The sequence below is a fragment of the Amycolatopsis jejuensis genome, from assembly GCF_000717335.1.
In the GTDB taxonomy this organism is placed as follows: Bacteria; Actinomycetota; Actinomycetes; order Mycobacteriales; family Pseudonocardiaceae; genus Amycolatopsis; species Amycolatopsis jejuensis.
In genome coordinates this window covers 49,828-68,289 of the sequence record NZ_JNYZ01000016.1, presented here as the reverse complement: position 1 = coordinate 68,289, position 18,462 = coordinate 49,828, and the positions used below count along the sequence as shown (strand labels likewise).

At 68.9% G+C, this 18,462-nt stretch carries 15 protein-coding genes; 9 read left to right on the top strand and 6 right to left on the bottom strand.

The window, feature by feature from the left end; genetic code table 11:
* The first annotated feature begins 150 nt into the window (after positions 1-150).
* Together OO71_RS23010 and OO71_RS23005 are read left to right on the top strand one after the other, a co-directional pair.
* Positions 151-696 (top strand): cysteine dioxygenase, encoded by a 546-nt coding sequence (locus tag OO71_RS23010; protein ID WP_033291934.1) that lies wholly within the window; start codon positions 151-153, stop codon positions 694-696.
* Positions 693-1,088: a rhodanese-like domain-containing protein gene (locus tag OO71_RS23005; protein WP_033291933.1), complete on the top strand. Its 396-nt coding sequence runs from the start codon at positions 693-695 to the stop codon at positions 1,086-1,088. Before OO71_RS23010 ends, OO71_RS23005 begins: the two co-directional genes overlap by 4 nt.
* Before the next feature lie 112 nt (positions 1,089-1,200).
* Here OO71_RS23005 and glgP read toward each other — a convergent pair whose 3' ends face one another.
* Positions 1,201-3,744 carry an alpha-glucan family phosphorylase gene (gene glgP, locus OO71_RS23000; protein ID WP_033291932.1) on the bottom strand — a complete coding sequence of 848 codons (2,544 nt, stop codon included), beginning with the start codon at positions 3,742-3,744 and terminating at the stop codon, positions 1,201-1,203.
* 97 nt (positions 3,745-3,841) lie between these two features.
* Here glgP and OO71_RS22995 point away from each other — a divergent pair, with 97 nt between their 5' ends.
* Positions 3,842-5,281 carry a neutral zinc metallopeptidase gene (locus OO71_RS22995; RefSeq protein WP_033291931.1) on the top strand — a complete coding sequence of 480 codons (1,440 nt, stop codon included), beginning with the start codon at positions 3,842-3,844 and terminating at the stop codon, positions 5,279-5,281.
* Between the two features lie 70 nt (positions 5,282-5,351).
* On the opposite strand, the gene OO71_RS22990 is transcribed toward OO71_RS22995, so the two are convergent.
* On the bottom strand, positions 5,352-6,317 hold the full coding sequence (locus tag OO71_RS22990) for a tetratricopeptide repeat protein (RefSeq protein ID WP_033291930.1): 966 nt from the start codon (positions 6,315-6,317) through the stop codon (positions 5,352-5,354).
* Positions 6,318-6,414: 97 nt separating this feature from the next.
* On the opposite strand from OO71_RS22990, the gene OO71_RS22985 reads away from it, so the two are divergent.
* Complete coding sequence (locus tag OO71_RS22985; protein ID WP_033291929.1) at positions 6,415-6,822, top strand: hypothetical protein; 408 nt, start codon at positions 6,415-6,417, stop codon at positions 6,820-6,822.
* Between the two features lies 1 nt (position 6,823).
* Here the strand turns inward: OO71_RS22985 and OO71_RS22980 are convergent, their stop codons facing one another.
* Positions 6,824-7,126, bottom strand: a complete 303-nt coding sequence (locus OO71_RS22980) for a thiamine-binding protein (RefSeq protein WP_033292016.1) — start codon at positions 7,124-7,126, stop codon at positions 6,824-6,826.
* 86 nt (positions 7,127-7,212) lie between these two features.
* On the opposite strand from OO71_RS22980, the gene OO71_RS22975 reads away from it, so the two are divergent.
* On the top strand, positions 7,213-7,713 hold the full coding sequence (locus OO71_RS22975; RefSeq protein ID WP_033291928.1) for a MarR family winged helix-turn-helix transcriptional regulator: 501 nt from the start codon (positions 7,213-7,215) through the stop codon (positions 7,711-7,713).
* Positions 7,714-7,924: 211 nt separating this feature from the next.
* Here the strand turns inward: OO71_RS22975 and OO71_RS22970 are convergent, their stop codons facing one another.
* The 3 genes from OO71_RS22970 to OO71_RS22960 form a co-directional block, all read right to left on the bottom strand.
* Positions 7,925-8,293 carry a DUF3817 domain-containing protein gene (locus OO71_RS22970; RefSeq protein ID WP_033291927.1) on the bottom strand — a complete coding sequence of 123 codons (369 nt, stop codon included), beginning with the start codon at positions 8,291-8,293 and terminating at the stop codon, positions 7,925-7,927.
* Between the two features lie 304 nt (positions 8,294-8,597).
* On the bottom strand, positions 8,598-10,985 hold the full coding sequence (locus OO71_RS22965) for a GH92 family glycosyl hydrolase (protein WP_033291926.1): 2,388 nt from the start codon (positions 10,983-10,985) through the stop codon (positions 8,598-8,600).
* Positions 10,986-11,070: 85 nt separating this feature from the next.
* A complete protein-coding gene (locus tag OO71_RS22960) occupies positions 11,071-14,301 on the bottom strand; it encodes a GH92 family glycosyl hydrolase (RefSeq protein WP_245633753.1) in 3,231 nt (1,076 codons plus the stop codon).
* Positions 14,302-14,621: 320 nt separating this feature from the next.
* On the opposite strand from OO71_RS22960, the gene OO71_RS22955 reads away from it, so the two are divergent.
* The 4 genes from OO71_RS22955 to OO71_RS22940 are packed head-to-tail and all read left to right on the top strand — an operon-like array spanning position 14,622 to position 18,452.
* Positions 14,622-15,605, top strand: a complete 984-nt coding sequence (locus tag OO71_RS22955) for a LacI family DNA-binding transcriptional regulator (RefSeq protein WP_033291925.1) — start codon at positions 14,622-14,624, stop codon at positions 15,603-15,605.
* Positions 15,602-16,648: a class I mannose-6-phosphate isomerase gene (locus OO71_RS22950; protein ID WP_033291924.1), complete on the top strand. Its 1,047-nt coding sequence runs from the start codon at positions 15,602-15,604 to the stop codon at positions 16,646-16,648. Before OO71_RS22955 ends, OO71_RS22950 begins: the two co-directional genes overlap by 4 nt.
* Positions 16,645-17,409 (top strand): ATP-binding cassette domain-containing protein, encoded by a 765-nt coding sequence (locus OO71_RS22945; RefSeq protein ID WP_033291923.1) that lies wholly within the window; start codon positions 16,645-16,647, stop codon positions 17,407-17,409. The genes OO71_RS22950 and OO71_RS22945 overlap by 4 nt, the downstream gene beginning before the upstream one ends.
* Positions 17,406-18,452 carry an ABC transporter permease gene (locus OO71_RS22940; RefSeq protein ID WP_033291922.1) on the top strand — a complete coding sequence of 349 codons (1,047 nt, stop codon included), beginning with the start codon at positions 17,406-17,408 and terminating at the stop codon, positions 18,450-18,452. The genes OO71_RS22945 and OO71_RS22940 overlap by 4 nt, the downstream gene beginning before the upstream one ends.
* Positions 18,453-18,462: the final 10 nt, after the last annotated feature.

Below are 18,462 nucleotides of genomic sequence, written 5' to 3'. Positions count from 1 at the left end.
GCCGGGGCTCGTTCTGGCGCCGTCGCGCGATCGACCTGCTCCTGGTGGCTTCGAGCGGATGTAGCCCGGCGCGGCACGCACGCTGAGCCCGTCGGCGTGCCGCGCATCGCCTGCGTCCGGCACATCCCGACCACTCCAGGAGAAGTTGCGTTGACCACGTCGATCGTCCGACCTGACGTCGAAATCCACCCCCGCCTCACCGACCCGCTGCTGCCCGACCTGCTGCACCCCGCCCGGCTGCTGTGGACGCCGCGGGAGCTGGCCGACCTCACCCGCACCGTCACCACCGAACTGACCAGCGGCCTCCGCGAAATCCTCCGCTTCGACGAGGACCAGCGCTGGTGGGCGCGGCTCGCGCTGACCGACGGCGTCGAGCTGTGGCTGCTGTCGTGGCTGCCCGGCCAGCAGACGAAACCGCACGACCACGGCGGCGCGGCCGGTTCGTTCACCGTGCTGCAGGGCGAGCTCGGCGAGGAATACCGCTACCCCGGCGGGCCGGTCCGGCGCCGGACGCACGTCGCCGGGCAGGGCATCGGCTTCGGCGCCGGGCGCGCACACCAGGTGACCGGGATCGGGGCCGAGCCGGCTGCGAGCGTGCACGCGTATTCGCCGCCGCTGGTGCCGACCCGCGAGTACACGACTCTTGCCGATGTACCGACCGAAATCCCGCCGCTGCCTGTCATCCTCAGGTCATGAGTGCAATCGACGGGTTCCTCGGCACCGCCCGGTCCACGCTGGATCGGGCGGACCCGGCGCAGGCTGCCGCGCTGCAGGCCGATGGCGCGTTGATCGTCGACATCCGGCCGCACGCGAACCGGCTTGCCGAGGGGGAGATCCCGGGCTCGGTGGTGGTCGAGCGGATCCACCTGGAATGGCGGCTGGCGCCGGACAGCGAATGGCGGCTGCCGGGCGTGACCGCGGAGACGGTGGCCGTGGTGGTGTGCAACGAGGGCTACGCGTCGAGCCTCGCGGCGGCGGACCTGCAGCGGCTCGGGCTTACCAAGGCGACGGATCTGGCGGGCGGCTTCCGCGCTTGGTCGGCGGCCGGGTTGCCGGTGCAGGCCGGAGGCAGCCCGGCGGTCCCATGAGGGAGCTCCGGGCGGCTCGGTAGCGCCCCAATGTGGCATTGGGTGCGTCACATGCAACCAATGTGGCATTCGGTGCGTCACACGCAACCAATGTGGCATTGGGGTGCTTTGGTCAGGCCAGCACCACCCGCGCAAGTTCCGCGCTACTGGCCAGCAGCGGATGCTTCGGCAGTACCCGCACGGTGTAGCCGACCGAACCGGCGCGCGGCAGGCGCAGGGTGGCCGCGAAGGCGCCGATACCGTCCGGTTCCATCGGGACCAGCACCGAATCCGCGAGCTCGTCCCCGTCGCCGACCTGGCCCACCACCGCCTGGATGTCCACTTCGGACGGTTCCAGCCCGGCTAGGTCGATGCGGGCGCGGATGGTGATCTCGGTGCCCACCACGAGGCGTTCGGTGCGGTCGTACTGGAGTTCGGCGTCGAAGATCCGCACGCGCGGCCAGGCGACCTCCAGCTTGATCCGGTAGTCGGCCAGTGAAAGCGCGCCGCGGTGGCCGAAATCGGTGGCGGCGGCGACCATGCGCGACGCGGGCAGGTACCCCGAATCCACGTACTCCCGCACCATCCGCGACGCCTGCACCCGCGGGCCCAGCGTTTCGAGCGTGTGCCACACCATCGCGAGCCAGCCGGTGGGTACGCCGTCCGCGCCGGTGTCGTAGTACAGCGGCGCGATCTGCTGGCCCAGCAGGTCGTACAGCGCGGCGGCCTCGAGGTCGTCGCGGCGCAGCGGATCGGTGACGCCGTCCGCGGTCGGGATCGCCCAGCCGTTGGAGCCGTCGTAGCACTCGTCCCACCAGCCGTCGCGGATCGACAGGTTCAGACCGCCGTTGAGCGCCGACTTCATGCCCGAAGTGCCGCAAGCTTCGAGGGTCCGGACCGGGTTGTTGAGCCAGACGTCGCAGCCGCGGTAGAGGTAGCGGGCCATCGACATGTCGTAGTCCGGCAGGAAGACGATGCGGTGGCGCACCGCGGGATCGTCGACGAACCGCACGATCTGCTGGATCAGCTGCTTGCCGTTTTCGTCCGCGGGATGCGATTTCCCGCCGATCACGATCTGGATCGGGCGCTTTTCGTCGAGCAGCAGCGCGCGCAGGCGGTCCGGGTCGCGCAGCATCAGGGTGAGCCGCTTGTACGTCGGGACGCGGCGGGCGAAGCCGACGGTGAGGATGTCCGGGTCGAAAACGCGGTCCGTCCACCCCAGCTCCAGCGCCGACGCGCCACGCTGCATCCACGCCGCCCGCACCCGCCGCCGGACCTCGCCGACGAGCTTCTCCCGCAGCTCCCGGCGCAGTTCCCACAGCTGATGGTCGCTGACGCCGTCCCGCAGCGAACTCTCCGGCGTGCGGCCCTCGTGGCCGAACTCCTCGTGGTTGCCGCCGAGCAGCGCGCTCAGCTCGCGCGCGACCCAGGTCGGCCCGTGCACGCCGTTCGTGATCGACGAGATCGGCACCTCGTCGTCGTCGAAACCGGGCCACAGCCGGGAAAACATCCGGCGCGTGACGCGGCCGTGCAGCTCCGACACGCCGTTCGCCCGCTGCGCGAGCCGCAAACCCATGTGCGCCATGTTGAACAGGCCCGGGTTGTCCTCCGCGCCGAGCTGCAGCACGCGGCGGACGTCGACGTCCGGGACGAGCCTGCCGTCGGAGAAATACCGCTGCACGAGGTCGACCGGGAACCGGTCGATTCCCGCGCTGACCGGCGTGTGCGTGGTGAACACCGTGCCCGCGCGCACCGCGGGTAGCGCCTCGTCGAAGGCAAGGCCGTCGGACTGGATGATCTCGCGCGCCCGCTCCAGCCCGAGGAAACCGGCGTGGCCCTCGTTGGTGTGGAACACCTTCGGCTGCGGATGCCCGGTGAGGGCGCAGAACTTCCGCACCGCGCGGAAACCGCCGATCCCGGCCAGGATCTCCTGCCGGATGCGGTGGTCGGCGTCGCCGCCGTAGAGCCGGTCGGTGACCGGGCGGAGGTCCTCGTCGTTCGCCTCGATGTCGGTGTCGAGCAGCAGCAGCGGAATCCGGCCGACGCGGGCCCGCCACATCTGCGCCCGCAGGTCGCGCCCGCCCGGCATGGCGACCTCGACCAGCACCGGACGGCCCTCGTCGGTCACCAGCTCCAGCGGGAAGGCGTTGGGGTCGATCACCGGGTAGTGCTCGACCTGCCAGCCGTCGAGCGACAGCCCCTGGCGGAAGTAGCCGGACCGGTACAGCAGGCCGACCCCGACCATCGGCACGCCGAGGTCGGACGCCGCCTTGAGGTGGTCCCCGGCAAGCACGCCGAGGCCGCCGGAGTAGTTCGGCAGCGCCTCGGTGACCCCGAACTCCATCGAGAAGTACGCGACGGCCTGCGGCAGGCCGTCGTCGCTGCGCCGCTGGTACCAGCGCGGTTCGGTGAGGTAGCGCTCCAGGTCGGCGGCGGCCTCGTGGGTACGGCGGAGGAAGTCCTCGTCCTTCGAGAGCTCCTCGAGCCGGTCCGGGGACAGCGCGGTGAGCATCCGCAGCGGGTCGCGGATGCGGTTGAACAGCTCGGCGTCCATCGAGGCGAACAGGTCGCGCGTGGGCGGATGCCACGTCCAGCGGAGGTTGGTGGCGAGCGCACCGAGCCCGGCGAGCGGGTCGGGCAGGCTGGCGCGGACGGTGAACCGGCGGACTGCACGCATGGTTAGCGACGATATCCGGCCGGTTCGGGGATTGTCCGCGCGGACGCCGGACCAGGTCAGTAATGTCCGGTCGGACATCAGCCGGACGAGGGGGATCATGAGCCACGGGGGACGCCGGAACGCGCTGGTCGCGCTGGTCGTGACGGCAGTGCTGGCCACGGCCGCATGCGGGGAGAAGACGCCCGTGGCCACGCCGGGCGCAGGCAACGTCGCCGGGCTGCCGGTGACGCATTTCGAAAGCGGCCTCCAGCCCGGCGCACCCAAGCCCGACCTGCAAGTCCGCGGCGCCGGCGGCACCGAGGACGACCGGCTGGCCACGGCCGCGATCGCCGACGTCCAGGCGTACTGGGGCGCAACCCTGCCCGCGGATTTCGGCGGGAAGGAGTTCAAGCCGGTCTCGTCGCTGCTGTCGTACGACTCGCGACGCGACACCGAGAAGACCGGGTGCGGCAGCGTCCGGCAGCTGGTGAACGCGTTCTACTGCGCAGGCGACGACTCAGTCGCCTGGGACCGCGGCGTACTGCTGCCGATGCTGCGCAAACGCTTCGGCCCGATGTCGGTGGTTACCGTCCTGGCACACGAGTTCGGCCACGCAATCCAGTACCGGCTGGGTCCGCAGGCAGGGATTTCGAAGGCGACGCCGACGGTGGTCAAGGAGCAGCAGGCGGACTGTTTCGCCGGCGGCTACTTCCGCTGGGTGGCCGAGGGCAAGAGCAAGTTCTACCGCGTTTCCACGGCCGAGGGCCTGGACCAGGTGATGGCCGCGATGTTCTTCATCCGCGACCAGGCCGGTTCGAGCGGCACGGACAAGCAAGCCCACGGCACGGCCTTCGACCGCACGTTCGCCTTCCAGGCCGGGTTCGAGAAGGGTCCGAAGGAATGCGCGGGAATGAACGCGCAGAACGTGCAGGCGCGGCTGACGGAACGCCCCTTCGACCAGCAGGACACGGGCAAGGGCGACACCAAGTTCGACGAACGCCGGCTCACCCTGCTCAAGGCCAGCCTGGACGAGGCCTTCAAAGGCGCCGGGGTGGCGGCACCACAGTTCACCCCGGGAAGCGGCAGCTGCCCCGGCGGACCGAGCACCCCGCCGGCGTCTTACTGCGCGAACGACAACACCGTGAACTTCAACCTGCAGCGGCTGCAGGAGCTGGCCGAGCCAATGGACCAGGAAGCCGAACAGGCCGGACGGCAAGGTGGCGGCTTGGGCGATTTCGCGGCGTTTGCGGAACTCGCGTCACGCTATGCGATCGGGATCCAGAAGGGCGCCGGCGCTTCGATCGACACCCCGAACGCCGGGCTGCGGACGGCGTGTCTGGTCGGTGCCTGGGCGAAGTTCACGAGCCATCCCGGGCAAGGCCGCCTGCGGCTGTCGTCGGGCGATCTGGACGAGGCGATCGCGGACCTGCTGCGGCCGGACGGCCTGGTCTCGGCCGACGTCAACGGCGGACGCCCGGACAACGGCTTCGACCGGGTGGAAGCACTCCGGCGCGGCTACCTGGAAGGCTCGTCCGTCTGCTCTCAGCGATACGCCTGAAGTCCGTGAAGGGAACCATGAGGGAATCTGATTCTCTGATGGTTCCCTTCACGGACTTGAACTCAGCGGCTCAGAAGAGCGCGCTGGCCAGGTTGCGGCGTGCTTTCGCGACCCGCTCATCAGCCGGGTCGAAGAGGTCGAAGAGGGCAACCAGATGCTCGCGGACCCGGTTGCGGTCGTCGCCAGTGGTGCGGCGGACTGCGTCGACCAGCCGGGTAAAGGCACCCTCGACGTCCTGCTCCGCGATCTCCAGATCGGCGGCGGCGAGCTGGGCGTCGAGATCGCCGGGGTTGGCTTCGGCCTTCGCGCGAGCGCTCGGATCGGCCGCCTCGGCGCGGACGGCGAACTTGACCTGCGCCAGCGCGTTCTTGGCCAGCTCATTCGCGGGCTCGGCGTCCAGGATGCGCTCGTACGCGGCTTGCGCGGCGGCGTAGTCACCCTGCTCGAAAGCGTCCTCGGCCTCGGTGAAACGCGGGTCCTCCGGCTCCTCGACCGGGCCGCGGGCCTCCTCGGCGGCGCGGATGCCCGGGAGCTTGTCGCGGAGTGCGTCGAGCAGGGAGCCCAGCCACTTGCGGATCTCCGGCTCCGGCAGGGCGCCGGAAAACGCGTCGACGGGCTGGCCGCCTGCGATGGCGACGATGGTGGGGATCGACTGTGCGCCGAAGAGCTGCGCGATGCGCGGGTTCGCGTCCACGTCGACCTTCGCCAGCACCCAGGCCCCACCGGCCTCCCCGGCGAGCCGCTCAAGTACCGGGCTGAGCTGCTTACAGGGCCCGCACCATTCGGCCCACAGGTCGACGACCACGAGCTGGTTGAGCGAGCGCTCGACGACGTCGGCCTGGAAAGTGGCCTCACTGACGTCCAGCACCGCGCCCGACGACGGCGGGGCCGAGCCGTCGGAAGGAGGCGGGGGCGGGGACGGGGGCTGGTTCCGGCCGGCCTCCGCCCTTGCCTTGAGCGCGGACAGGTCGACCGCGCCGGACAATGCGGCGGACAGGGCCGCTGAGTTCGCTGCAGATCCGCGTGGGTGTGTCACACCTCCATCCTGGCACGACGCGGCGGCGCAGTTCACGTTGGCAGGACCACTGCGGACCGGGCATGCTCTCCCGCGGGGACGACCAGGGAGGCCCGGAATGCTGAGCCGGCGGGGTGGCGCGGTCGTGGCCGCCGTCGTGGTGGGTGCGGGGTGGGTCGTCGGCGTCACCGTCCTGATCACGCATCAGGAGGACCCGGGCGCGCCGTCCGCGCCGGCGTTGCGCGAGCAGCTCACCGCCGCACTGGCCGGACGGGACGCGGACGCCCTCGCCGCACTCTTCGACGTCCCCGGTTCCGGCGGCAGCGACCTCGCCGACGACTACGTCCGCGTCCTCAAGGACGACAACGCACGCGACATCGCCGTACAGCTGACGCCCGACGAGCGCTCCCCCAGCACCGCCGTGGTGAGCGGCAAGACCGGATCGGGTACGCCGTTCAGCTACCGGCTCGCCGTGACGACCGCGAAGGGCCGCTGGACCGTCGCCTTCACGCCGCCGCTGCCGTGAGTCAGCCTTCGCGCAGGTGCGCCTCGACCCGGTCGACCTTCGCGGTGAGCTGACCGTCGTACCCGGGCCGGATGTCGGCCTTCAGCACCAGCCCGACGCGTGCCGCCCCCTCCCCCGCGGCTTCGACGGCCTGCTTTACGACGGCCATCACCTCGTCCCACTCGCCTTCGATCTCGGTGAACATCGAACTCGTCGAATTGGGCAGGCCGGACGCGCGGACCACCTTCACGGCACGCGCGACAGCTTCGCTCACCCCGCCCTCCGCATCGCCGCTCGAAGGGCTCACGCTGAACGCCACGATCATGTCTGCTTCCTTTCTCCCGACCGGATTTCCCGCGCTGAGCAGGGCGATCGCCGCCATGCGGGTACCCGCTGGTAGCTTCGCTTGTCATGAACCGTCCGCTGCCGTTCGATCCGATCGCCCGTGCCGCCGAGCTCTGGAAGGACCGGATCGGTCCCGCCGGAACCATGGCCGCGGTCACCGGTGTGATGCGGGTGCAGCAGATCATCCAGTCGGCGGTCGATGGCGCACTGAAACCGCACGGCCTCACCTTCGCTCGTTACGAGGCGCTGGTGCTGCTCACCTTCTCCCGCAACTCACGGCTCCCGATGCGGGTGATGGGCGAACGGCTGCAGCTGCACCCCACCAGTGTGACCAACATAGTGGACCGCCTCGAGCGCGACGGCCTCGTGAAGCGAGTACCGCACCCGACCGACCGGCGCACCACCCTCGTCGAGATCACCGCCGACGGCCGCGCACGCCGTGAAGCCGCCACCGTCGCGGTGACGGACATCGACTTCGGCCTCACCGGGCTTACCGAGCGGCAGGTCGAGCAGTTGACCGACCTGCTCACCAAAGTCCGCAAATCCGCGGGCGACTTCAGCGAATAGCACCTGCGACGGAAGCCCGGGCGTACACCGGCTCCGGGACGCAGTCGAAGAGGCCGACACCATCGCGATCACCGCCAACGGCCGCGCGCGCCGCGAAGCCGCCACCGTCGCGGTGACGGACATCGACCTCGGCCTCATCGAGCGGCAGGTGCGAATAGCACAGCGGGCCCGTGCGACCACGAAGGTCGGAACGGGCCCGCCGCGGGGAAGATCAGGCGTTCACCGGCTCCGGGGCGCGGTCGAAGAGGCCGACGCCGCCGTGGGTCAGTCGCTGGGGGCCGTCGAGTTTGCCGTTGCGCAGGGCCCACTTCTCGAAGAACCACGTGAACAGCGGCGGGATGCTCGCCAGCAGCGCGAGGACGAGGGTCTTCGGGCGCCAGCCGAGCGGCTTGGCGACGGACAGGGAGATGATCACGTACAGGACGAAGACGACGCCGTGCACCATGCCGAGGACGGGTACGCCGCCCTGGCCGGAAGCGTCGACGCCGTACTTGAGAAACATCCCGATCAGCAAGCCGAGCCAGGACAGAGCCTCGGCGACTGCGGCCACGCGGAACACGAGAGCGGCCTTGCTGGACACGACATCCTCCTGTGCGTCACCCGATGCGCGTGCGGTCTGCACACACAAAAAACTCGTCCGACGCACTACCGGAGGGGGCCTGGCCACCCCGGGTCAACAGCGCTGTCGGACGGGTCTGTGACCAGTGTGAGGCGTGACCGCCCTCACCGGAACACCGGGGGCGGTGAGGCTGATCACGAGCTGATCACCAGTGGTCTGGACCAGCTGCGGGTGAACGTGCGGCAAATGCCCGGTTGACGCAGAAAGCCGCCTCCCGATCCCAAGATCCGGGAGGCGGCCTTCACGCACTGTCCACAAGCGAACACTAACCGGCACAAGGGGAAGCCGGAGCGGACGAGGGTGATGTTCCCCACGTGGCCTTCGCCGCGTCACGGGTGAGCGTGAAGTCCAGAGTGGTCCCGCGGCGTAGCTGGTCGAAGCTCACGAAGGTCTGGTCCGACGCCTGCCCACCGGCCCGGAAGCCCGACACGTACTGCAGTTCGGCCCCGTTCGCCCCGCGCGCGTTGATGGTGACGTCGCGGCCGTTCTGCAGATGCAGCACGGATTTCGCGAATCGCGGCGCGTTGAGCACGACGTTCCCGGTGCCCGGGACCGCCGGGTACAGGCCGAGCGCACTGAAGACATACCACGCGGACATGGTGCCGAGGTCGTCGTTGCCCGTGACGCCGTGCGGGGCGTTGGTGAAGAGCGTGTGCGCGGCCCGCACCACCGCGGACGTCTTCCACGGCTGCCCGACGAGCGTGTACATCCACGGCGAGTGCAGATCGGGCTCGTTGTTGGGGTTGTAGCGGAACTGGCGGTAATAGTCATACGGTCCGACGACCCACTTCTCGTGCGCGGTCTTCGCCGGGTCCTTCACCAGGTCGTCGTAGGCGAAGAAATCGTCGAGCCGCTTACCCGCATTGGCCGCGCCACCCATTTTCGCGACGAGTCCGGGTACGTCCTGCTGCACCAGCCACTGGTACTGCCACGCCGTGCCCTCGTGGAAGCCGTCCTGACCCTGCGGGCTGTACGGGCCGTCGCTCGGCGTGTACCAGCTGCCGCCCGCGGCCTTCGGGCGGAAGAAGCCGGTGAACCCGCGGTCGGTGACCGACGGGTCCCACAGCGTCGCGTACGTACGGCTCTTCGCGGCCAATTCCTTCGCGTCGCGGTGGCGGCCCAGCGCAGCAGCCATCACCGACAGGGAGCAGTCGGCAAGGGCGTACTCGAGCGTGGCGGAGGCGCCGTGGTTCGGGTCGGTGTCCTGTCCTTTCTTCGGGAAGTCCGGGTCGTACTGCACGAATCCATCGGCCTGGTAGCTCGCATTGCCCGAGCGGCCCTGGAACGGCGACGCGGCAGGCGGAATCTCGCGCGAGTTCTGCAGGAGCGCTTGATACGCCTGTACCTCGTCGCCCCGGAGCGCGCCGAACCGCCACAGGTCGACCAGGAACGGCGTGACCGGGTCGCCGGTCATCGTGTTGGTCTCCTGGCTCGCGTACGCCCAGCGCGGAAGCCACCCGCCCTGGTCGTGGATCGCGAGGATGCTCTTCGCGACATCCCGCGCACGGTCAGGTTTCAGCAATGCCAATAATTGGTTTTGCGAACGGTAGGTGTCCCACAAAGAGAAGAAGTCGTAATACGTCCACCCTACCGCACGATGGATCTTCTTGTCGAACCCGTAGTACCGCCCGTCCGCGTCGTTGCCGGTCAGTGGCTGCAGGAACGCGTGATAGAGCGAGGTGTAGAAAACCGTGCGGTCGTCCGTGGTTCCGCCAGCGATGTCCACACTGGACAGTTCCCGCCGCCACGCGCGCTGGACGTCAGCCTTCACGTCGTCGAACGGACGTACCCTCGACGCCGCCAGGTTCCCGTCGGCACCGCGAGCGTCCACCTGGGAAATCGACGTGGTCGCAGTGACTTGGCCACCGTCCGGGAAGGTCAGCCACGCGCCACGCAGGCCCGCGCCGCCCTCCGCCGAGCGGCTGCCGGGCGTGCCACCTTCCGGCGACCAGGTGCCGTAAGAGGAGAACGGCTTGTCGAACTTCGTGGTGAAGTACGTGGTGTACGGCTTCCCGCCGCAGAACGCCTGTGACGCAACGGTTCCCGCGACAGTACGGTCGTCGACGATCCGGATACTGCTGCCGCTCACCGGCTCCTTCGCATTGGCCTGCCCGACGTTCACGAACACGTTGGCCGGACCCGGTTTCGCGAACGAGTACCGCTCGACGCCACTGCGGGTGCTCGCCGTGGTCTCCACGTCGATGCCGCCGTACCCGGTCAGACGCACCTTGTAGTACCCAGGCTTGCCGACCTCGCCTTCATGGGTATAAGGCGCGGCATACGCGGATTGGTCGAAGGTCCCGGCGCGGTTGGTGTCGAACGCCGCACCCGGGCCGACCACGCCGGTAGTGGGCAGCATCGACACAAGTCCGCCCTGCTCCCAGCAGCCCGCGCCGGACAGGAAGAAGTGCCCGAACCCGCGGATCGCCGTGTCGGTATAGAGATATCCCGCGTAATGGCTGGTGATGGGACTTGATTGCACCATACCGAACGGGGCCGACGCGCCGGGGAAAGTATTGCCCTCGTCCTGTGTGCCGATAAACGTGTTCACCGCGTCCAATGGATCGCCGGGACGGGCTTGCGCCGCCACCGGCGTGAGCGCGGCAGCGGTGACGGCGAGCGCGAGCGCCCCCGCCAGGACCCTGCTCCTCATGGGATTCCCTCCTCGCTCAATGCCGTGAAGGGAACCATCACGGAATAGTATTCCGTGATGGTTCCCTTCACGGACCGAAAAACGATCAGCCCGCGGCGATGGCGAACACGTGCAGATCGCCGCCGCTGACGCTCGACGGGAGCGTCACGCTGGCCACCGTCTTACCCGCGTCCAGCGTGATCGGCGCGGTGGCGAACACCATCGTGCGGATCTGCTGCGGGTCCCCGCCCGCCGAGTTGCGGTACGGCGTGGACAGCACGATCCGGTTGCCGAACGCGGGCTGCGCGTTGCCGCCGCCGAGGGTCCAGTCGGAGAACCCGATGGTGGCGGTGGACTTGCTGCCGTCGGTGTAGGTGACCGTCAGCGTGCCCTGCGCGTTGCCGTTGCTCGCCGAACCGAGCAGCGACAGCCTCCCGGAACCGGACAGGTTGATCGTCTGGCCCGCGGCCGTCACGTTGTCCGGATCGCCGACCGGGTACGACGGCCAGGTGAAGTTCAGCCCGTCACTCGACACCGTGCCGCCCGGCTTTGCCCCGGCCTTGGCCAGCGCATCCGCCGAATAACTCCAGCCGCCGCCGTCGAAGTTCGCTGCCGACGAGTTCGCGTCCGGGGAGATCCCCGCGTTGTTCACCGTCGCCAGCCAGCTGTTCGGCTTCGCGACCAGCACGGTGAGCACGGCCTGCACGTCCGAGACGCCCGGCGACGAGAACGTGACCGGGATCCGGCGCGGACCGTCCGATGTCCCGGCAGGCACGCTCACCGTCACGTCGGCGGATGCCTTGCCCGCCGCCGGAACCTGCACGGAGCCGGTCGACGGCGACAGCGTGATGCCGTCGGCGCTACCCGCATTGTACGTCCAGGTCTTCGCGCTCCCGGACAGATCCTGCACGCCGACCTTCGCGGTTGCGGTCGTGCCTCCAGGTACGACCACGCGTGCCGGGTCCACAAAGGACAGACTCGGCTTCTCCTGGTCACGGAACGACGGCGGCGCGTCCGCGGCAGCCGCACCCCATGACGTGGCCGTCTCGGAGCGGGTGAAGTCGAGCTTGCCACCGTAGGAAATGAACCCTTCCGGCAGCCACGCCTTCGCGGCCGCAGTCCCGTTCACCTTCAAGCTGCCGACGTAGACACCGGTACCCGGCGCGTTGATGGTGATCTTCTTGCCCGCACCGGTGGTGAGCTCCGCGTGCGGGAACCGCGGCGTGGTCAGCACGGTCTCCGCGCGGCCCGGGATCTCCGGGTACACGCCGAGCGCCGACCACACGTACCACGACGACATCTGGCCAAGGTCGTCGTTGCCGATCAGGCCCTCCGGACGCGGGTTGTACAGCTCGTTCATCGCCCGGTGCACAATGTTCTGTGTCTTCGCCGGAGCACCCGCGAACGAGTACACGAACGGTGCGTTCGAGTTCGGCTCGTTGCCCAGGAACGCATACGGCTCATGGGTTCCGGCGTTCAGCTTGGTGAAGAAAGTGTCCAAACGCGACTGGGTAGCGTTGTTACCGCCGAAGGCCGTGATGAGCCCAGCCAGGTCGTGCGGCACCATCCAGTCGTACTGCGCACCGTTGCCCTCGACCCAGCCCTGCGAGCTGGACGGGTCATAACCCGCCGAGAACGACCCGTCCGCATTGCGCGGCTGCAGGTGACCGGTGCCGGGGTTGTAGAGGTTCTGCCAGTTCTGCGCGCGCTTCATGAACGTGGTGTACGTCGCGCCGTCGCCGAGCCGCTTCGCGAACTGGGCAATGGAGAAGTCCGCGCTTGCGTATTCGAGCGTGTCCGCCGCTGCACCGGGTACGTAGCCGAGCCGCTGGTAATCCTGGAGACCTGGCCGTTCGACGTAGCCCTGCGTCGGCTGCGTTGCGCCCTTGATCATGAGCAGCAACGCTTTCTGCGCGTCGAAGTCCCGCGCGCCGAACGCGTAGGCACTGGAAACGATGATGTGGTACGGATCGCCGTTCATCACGCCGGTGTAATCGTTCGCGACGGTCCAGCGGTCCCACGAGCCGCCCTGTTCGGCGTACGCCATCATCGACCGCACGAGATCCGACGTCTGCTTCGGATCAATTGTGGCCAGCAAGGGGATTTCCGAGCGGTAGATGTCCCAGCCGGAAATATTGGTGTACATGTCATGGCCGCGTTCGGCCTGATGTATCCGGCCGTCGAAACCGATGTACCGTCCGTCCACATCGGAGAACACGTTCGGCTGGATCAGCGAGTGGTACAGGGACGTGTAGAACGTCGCAGTGTCGGCGTCAGTACCGCCGCTCACCTTGATCTTGCCGAGCTGGTCGTTCCACGCCTTCCGCGCACCCGCGGCCACGGCGTCGAACGACTTCCTCCCGCTGTTCTCCGCCCGCAGGTTGTTCTTCGCGCCGTCGACGGACACAAAGGACAGTCCGACCTGGACGTTCACCTGCGCGCCGTTGAGATTCGGGAACGTGACGTACCCGCCGCTGCCCGGCCCGCTCACCGTGGTGTCCTGCTGCTTCGCCGCCGCCGGCCGCGCCAGCGTTGCGCCGATCCCGTTGGGCTGCGCGACTTTCGCCTTCGCCCCACCGGTTTCCGCGGTCTTACCCGGCGTCACCGCGCCGTTCTTCCACGTCCCCACGGACGCGAACGGGGTGTCGAACTTCGCCGAGAAGTACACGCGGTAGGTGTTCCGGGCCCCGCAGAACCGGCCGCTGGTCGCCCATCCGCTGATGGTGTCCTTGCCGATGGTGATCGACGCGTCGTCGGTGCCGTTGATCGAGCCGGAAGTGTTGACCAGCAACGTGGACGCCGCGCCCGCCGGGTACGTCACGCGCGCGGACCCGGTGCGCTGGGTCGCGCTGAGCTCGACTTTTGCACCGCTGTCGAGGGTGACGTCGTACGCGCCCGCGGTGGCGTGTTCGTTCTGGTGCGAGAATTTAGAGGTGTAGTGGCCCGGATCGGTCGCGGGCGAGGTGCTGACCTCGCCGACGAACGGAATGAACGGCAGGTCCTGGTACGTGGTGCAGCCCGCGCCCGACAGGTGCGTGAGGCTGAACCCGGTGAGCGTGTTGTCATCGTAGAAATAGCCGCCCGGCTGGGATTTCTTGGTGTCCGGGCTCCACTGCACCATCCCGAACGGTGCCACCGCGCCGGGGAAGGTGTTCCCGGCGCCGCCGCCGGTGCCGTGGTCCGCGCCGCCCGGGCGCGTGCCGACGAAGGGGTTGACCCACTTCGCGAGGTCAGGGGCCGTATCGGCCAGTGCGGGAGCCGCGGGCGCCAGCGCCGCCACCACCGCAGAAGTCAGGAAGATCAGTCCGGCTCTCCAGCGCGCTCGCGCCATCGCCATCGCCTCTCCGCTTGTCCGGCGCGACTCCGCCGCCACCGCCGGTCAAGGCATCGATGACAACCTTGTCGCGCACTGTCGATGCCGGTCACCCTGGACAACGGCTCACCAGGTCGTCAAGTCGGCGGTGAGAGCTTGTCCGATTCAAGACAACCAGATCCACCATCCGTACCAGCACATTCGTCGGATCCGACCGCCGGACGGAACCCGGGGATTGACAGCGGGGCCCTCCGTGGTGTGCAATCCCCGGCATTATGACAACGTTGTCTCCTTCGGGCCGGGACGCGGACGGGCTTCCCCGCCCCGCCAGCAGACGGGCCACGATGAGCGACGTGGCCCGGCTGGCCGGCGTCAGCATCAAGACCGTGTCGCGAGTCGTCAACGACGAACCCGCGGTTCATCCGGACACCGCCGAACGCGTGGTGGCCGCGATCGAGCAGCTCGGGTTCCGGCGCAACCTCGGCGCGCGCAACCTGCGCCGGGGTTCCACCACAGGCACCATCGGCCTGATCGTGGAGGACGTCGGGAACCCGTTCTACTCGGAGCTGAACCGGGCAGTGGAACGGATCGCCACGTCCTTCGGCAGGCATGTGCTCACCGGGTCGTCGGAGGAGAACTCCGACCGCGAACGCGAGCTGGCGCTGGAGTTCTGCGCCCGCCGCGTCGACGGCGTCCTGATCGTGCCCGCCGGGCTGCAGCACGGGTACCTCGTGCCGGAAATGCGCGCGGGCACACCGGTGGTGTTCCTCGACCGGCCGGCCGGCGACATCGTGGCCGACACCGTGCTCGTGGACAACCTCGGCGGCACCATCGAGGCGGTCACCCACCTTGCCCAGCACGGGCACCGGCGGATCGCGTTCCTCGGGGACAGCCCGGACATCTTCACCGCGTCCGAACGGCAGCGCGGGTTCCGGGAAGGCTGTGTGCGCAACGGGATCTCCTACGACGAGAGCCTCGTGGTGATGCAGACGCCGACGCCGGAAACCGTCGGCAGGGCCGTACACCAGCTGCTGCGCGGACCGGCCGCGGCGACCGCCGTGGTCGCCGGCAACAACCGGGTCGCGGTGCATCTGCTGCGTGCACTGGCGCACGCCGAGCACCGGCCCGCGCTCGTGAGCTTCGACGACTTCGAGCTGGCGGATCTGCTGGACCCGCCGGTCACCGTCGTCGCACACGACGTCAGCGCCCTCGGACATGCGGCAGCAGAGCTGCTGTTCGCGCGCATCCAGGGCGACCAGTCCGCACCGAGAAAGGTAGTTCTGCCTGTGCACCTCGTCCCCCGCGGTTCCGGTGAGGCCGCCCCGTGACCCAGCACCTCGAACCGGTCCGGCTCCCGGCCAACCAGCCGCCGCAGTTCTACCGCGGCGGGGACGCCATCGCCGCACTGCGCGGCGCCACCGGTACCGACTCGAAGTTCGGCCCCGAAGACTGGGTCGGATCCGTCACCACCATGTTCGGCCAGGAGACCACCGGTCTCACCAGACTGCCCGGCGGGGCTTGGCTGCGCGACGCGGTCGCGGCGAACCCCGAAGCGTGGCTCGGCCCGGCACACGTCGCGAAGCTCGGCGACTCCACCGGCCTGCTCGTGAAACTGCTCGACGCCGGCCAGCGGCTGCCGGTGCACTTCCACCCATCGGACTCCTTTGCCCGCAAGCACTTCGACTCGCACTTCGGCAAGACCGAGGCGTGGATCGTTGTGGGCACCTACGGCGACGACCCGCGCGTGTACCCCGGTTTCCGGGAGACCACGAGCATGGCGACCGTCGCCGAGTGGACCCGCGAACAGGACGCGCCGAGCATGCTGGGCGCACTCAACAGCATCCCGGTGGAAGCCGGGGACACGGTGTACATCCCGGCCGGGCTGCCGCACGCGATCGGCGAGGGCGTGTTCGTGGTGGAGCTGCAGCAGCCCACGGACTTCTCGCTCACGCTGGAATGGCGTGATTTCCTTGCCTCGCCGGAGAAAGGTCACCTCGGCATCGGCTTCGACACCGCGATCGAAACTCTCGACACGTCGGGCTGGGACGAGGACCGGCTGAAGACGATCGTGCAGCACACCGCGGGCGACCGAGCGACCACGGTGGACCTGCTGGCCCCGGACTCGGCGGAGTTCTTCCGCGCCGACCGGATCCAGCTCACCGGGAACCAGCTCCCGCTCGACCCGTCGTTCGGCGTGCTCGTCGCGCTCGGCGGCGAGGGCACGCTGCGCACCGAGCACGGCGGTGAGTTCCCGGTGGCCAAGGGCGACACCTACGTGGTGCCGTTCGACGCCGGGCAGGCCGAGCTGTCGGGATCGCTCACGGTGGTCCGGTGCCTCCCGCCCGCCCCCGAAAGGAGCCAGGCCCGATGAGCGAAATCCTGCTGGACGCAGTCGACCTGACCAAGCACTACAGTTCGGTGGAAGCCCTGCGCGGCGCTTCCTTCCAGGCCCGCGCGGGCGAGGTCACCGCGCTGATCGGCGACAACGGCGCGGGCAAGTCGACGCTCGTGAAATGCCTGTCCGGCGCGGAACAGCCGACGTCGGGCAAGATCCTGCTCGACGGGTCGGAGATCCACCTGGAATCGCCGGTCACCGCGCGCCGGCTCGGCATCGAGACGGTGTACCAGGACCTGGCGGTGGCCCCGGAACTCGACCCGGCGGCGAACCTGTACCTGGGCCGGGAGATCTTCCGCAAGGGCATCCTGGGCAAGCTCGGCATGCTGGACAAGGCGGAAATGCGGCGGCAGGCAGTGCAGGAGTTCCAGCGCCTGGGCGTCACACTGCAGAGCACCGACGTGCCGATCGGCTCGCTGTCCGGCGGCCAGCGGCAGAGCGTCGCGGTGGCGCGGTCGGTGGTGTGGGCGTCGAAGGTCGTGTTCATGGACGAGCCGACCGCCGCGCTCGGCGTGGTGCAGCGCGAACGCGTGCTGGACGTGATCAAGAAGGTCCGTGACAAGGGCATTGCGGTGGTGCTGATCAGCCACAACATGCCAGAAGTGCTGTCGGTGTCCGACCGCATCGAAGTCCTGCGGCTCGGCAAGCGCGTCGCCCGGTTCACCGGTGCGGACACGAAACTCGAGGACCTGGTGGCGGCAATGACCGGCGCCCTCGTGCAGGAGGAAGCGGCATGAGCGCTCCCACGAAGGAAATTCAGGCCACCGTCGACGAAGAATTCGGCAAACGTCCGCTCGGCAAGCGGCTCATCGGGGCCAACACGTTCTGGATCGCGCTCGTGCTGCTCGCGCTGATCGCGGTGTTCACCGCCATTGCGCCGGCCGAGTTCGCGAGCCTGTTCACGTTCCAGACGCTGCTGATCGAAACGTCCGTGCTGCTCGTGCTTTCGGTGGGCATGACGTTCGTGATCATCACCTCCGGCATCGACCTTTCCGTCGGGTCGGTGCTGATCTTCTCCGGCATGGTGGCGGGCAAGATCATGGAAGCGCTGAGCCCCGGCGGCGACGCGTCGCATGCGGGGTGGGGCGTGATCACCGTCGGGCTCGTCGCGGCGGTCGTCGCGGGTACGATCTGGGGCCTCATCAACGGGTACCTGATCGCGGTGGCCAACATCCCGCCGCTGATCGTCACGCTCGGCACGATGGGGGCCGCGCTCGGGGCGTCGTACCTGCTGAACGGCGGGTCGGACGTGCGCAGCGTGCCCACCGAGCTCAACAAGACCCTCGGTTACGGCACGTCGCTCGGCGGGATCCCGAACCTCGTGCTGGTGGCCGTGGTGATCACGCTGATCGGTGCGTGGCTGCTGCACACCACGCGCTTCGGCCGCTACACCTTCGCGGTCGGCTCCAACGCCGAGGCGGCCCGCCGCTCCGGGATCGGCGTGACCAAGCACCTGCTCAAGGTGTACCTGCTCACCGGGTTCCTCGCCGGGATCGCGGGTTTCCTGTCGCTGGCGTACTACGCGTCGACCACGATCTCGGCGCACACCAACGACAACCTCAACGCCATCTCCGCCACGGTGATGGGCGGGACCAGCCTCTTCGGCGGCGTCGGCTCGATGCTGGGCACGGTCATCGGGGTGTTCATCCCGGCGGTGCTGAAGAAGGGCTTCAACATCACCCACGTGCAGGACTTCTGGCAGATGATCGCGGTCGGTGCGGTCCTGATCGCGGCCGTCTGGTTCGACCAGCGGCGCCGCCGCAAGCGCAACTCCCGCTGAACCCCACCGA

Excerpts from the sequence above, each read along its gene's own strand:
- OO71_RS22995 (WP_033291931.1), top strand. The coding sequence starts at position 3,842 with ATGAGCCACGGGGGACGCCGGAACGCGCTGGTCGCGCTGGTCGTGACG.
- OO71_RS22940 (WP_033291922.1), top strand. The coding sequence starts at position 17,406 with ATGAGCGCTCCCACGAAGGAAATTCAGGCCACCGTCGACGAAGAATTC.
- OO71_RS22945 (WP_033291923.1), top strand. The coding sequence starts at position 16,645 with ATGAGCGAAATCCTGCTGGACGCAGTCGACCTGACCAAGCACTACAGT.
- glgP (WP_033291932.1), bottom strand. The coding sequence starts at position 3,744 with ATGCGTGCAGTCCGCCGGTTCACCGTCCGCGCCAGCCTGCCCGACCCG.
- OO71_RS22985 (WP_033291929.1), top strand. The coding sequence starts at position 6,415 with ATGCTGAGCCGGCGGGGTGGCGCGGTCGTGGCCGCCGTCGTGGTGGGT.
- OO71_RS22960 (WP_245633753.1), bottom strand. The coding sequence starts at position 14,301 with ATGGCGATGGCGCGAGCGCGCTGGAGAGCCGGACTGATCTTCCTGACT.
- OO71_RS22975 (WP_033291928.1), top strand. The coding sequence starts at position 7,213 with ATGAACCGTCCGCTGCCGTTCGATCCGATCGCCCGTGCCGCCGAGCTC.
- OO71_RS23005 (WP_033291933.1), top strand. The coding sequence starts at position 693 with ATGAGTGCAATCGACGGGTTCCTCGGCACCGCCCGGTCCACGCTGGAT.
- OO71_RS22965 (WP_033291926.1), bottom strand. The coding sequence starts at position 10,985 with ATGAGGAGCAGGGTCCTGGCGGGGGCGCTCGCGCTCGCCGTCACCGCT.
- OO71_RS22980 (WP_033292016.1), bottom strand. The coding sequence starts at position 7,126 with ATGATCGTGGCGTTCAGCGTGAGCCCTTCGAGCGGCGATGCGGAGGGC.
- OO71_RS22955 (WP_033291925.1), top strand. The coding sequence starts at position 14,622 with ATGAGCGACGTGGCCCGGCTGGCCGGCGTCAGCATCAAGACCGTGTCG.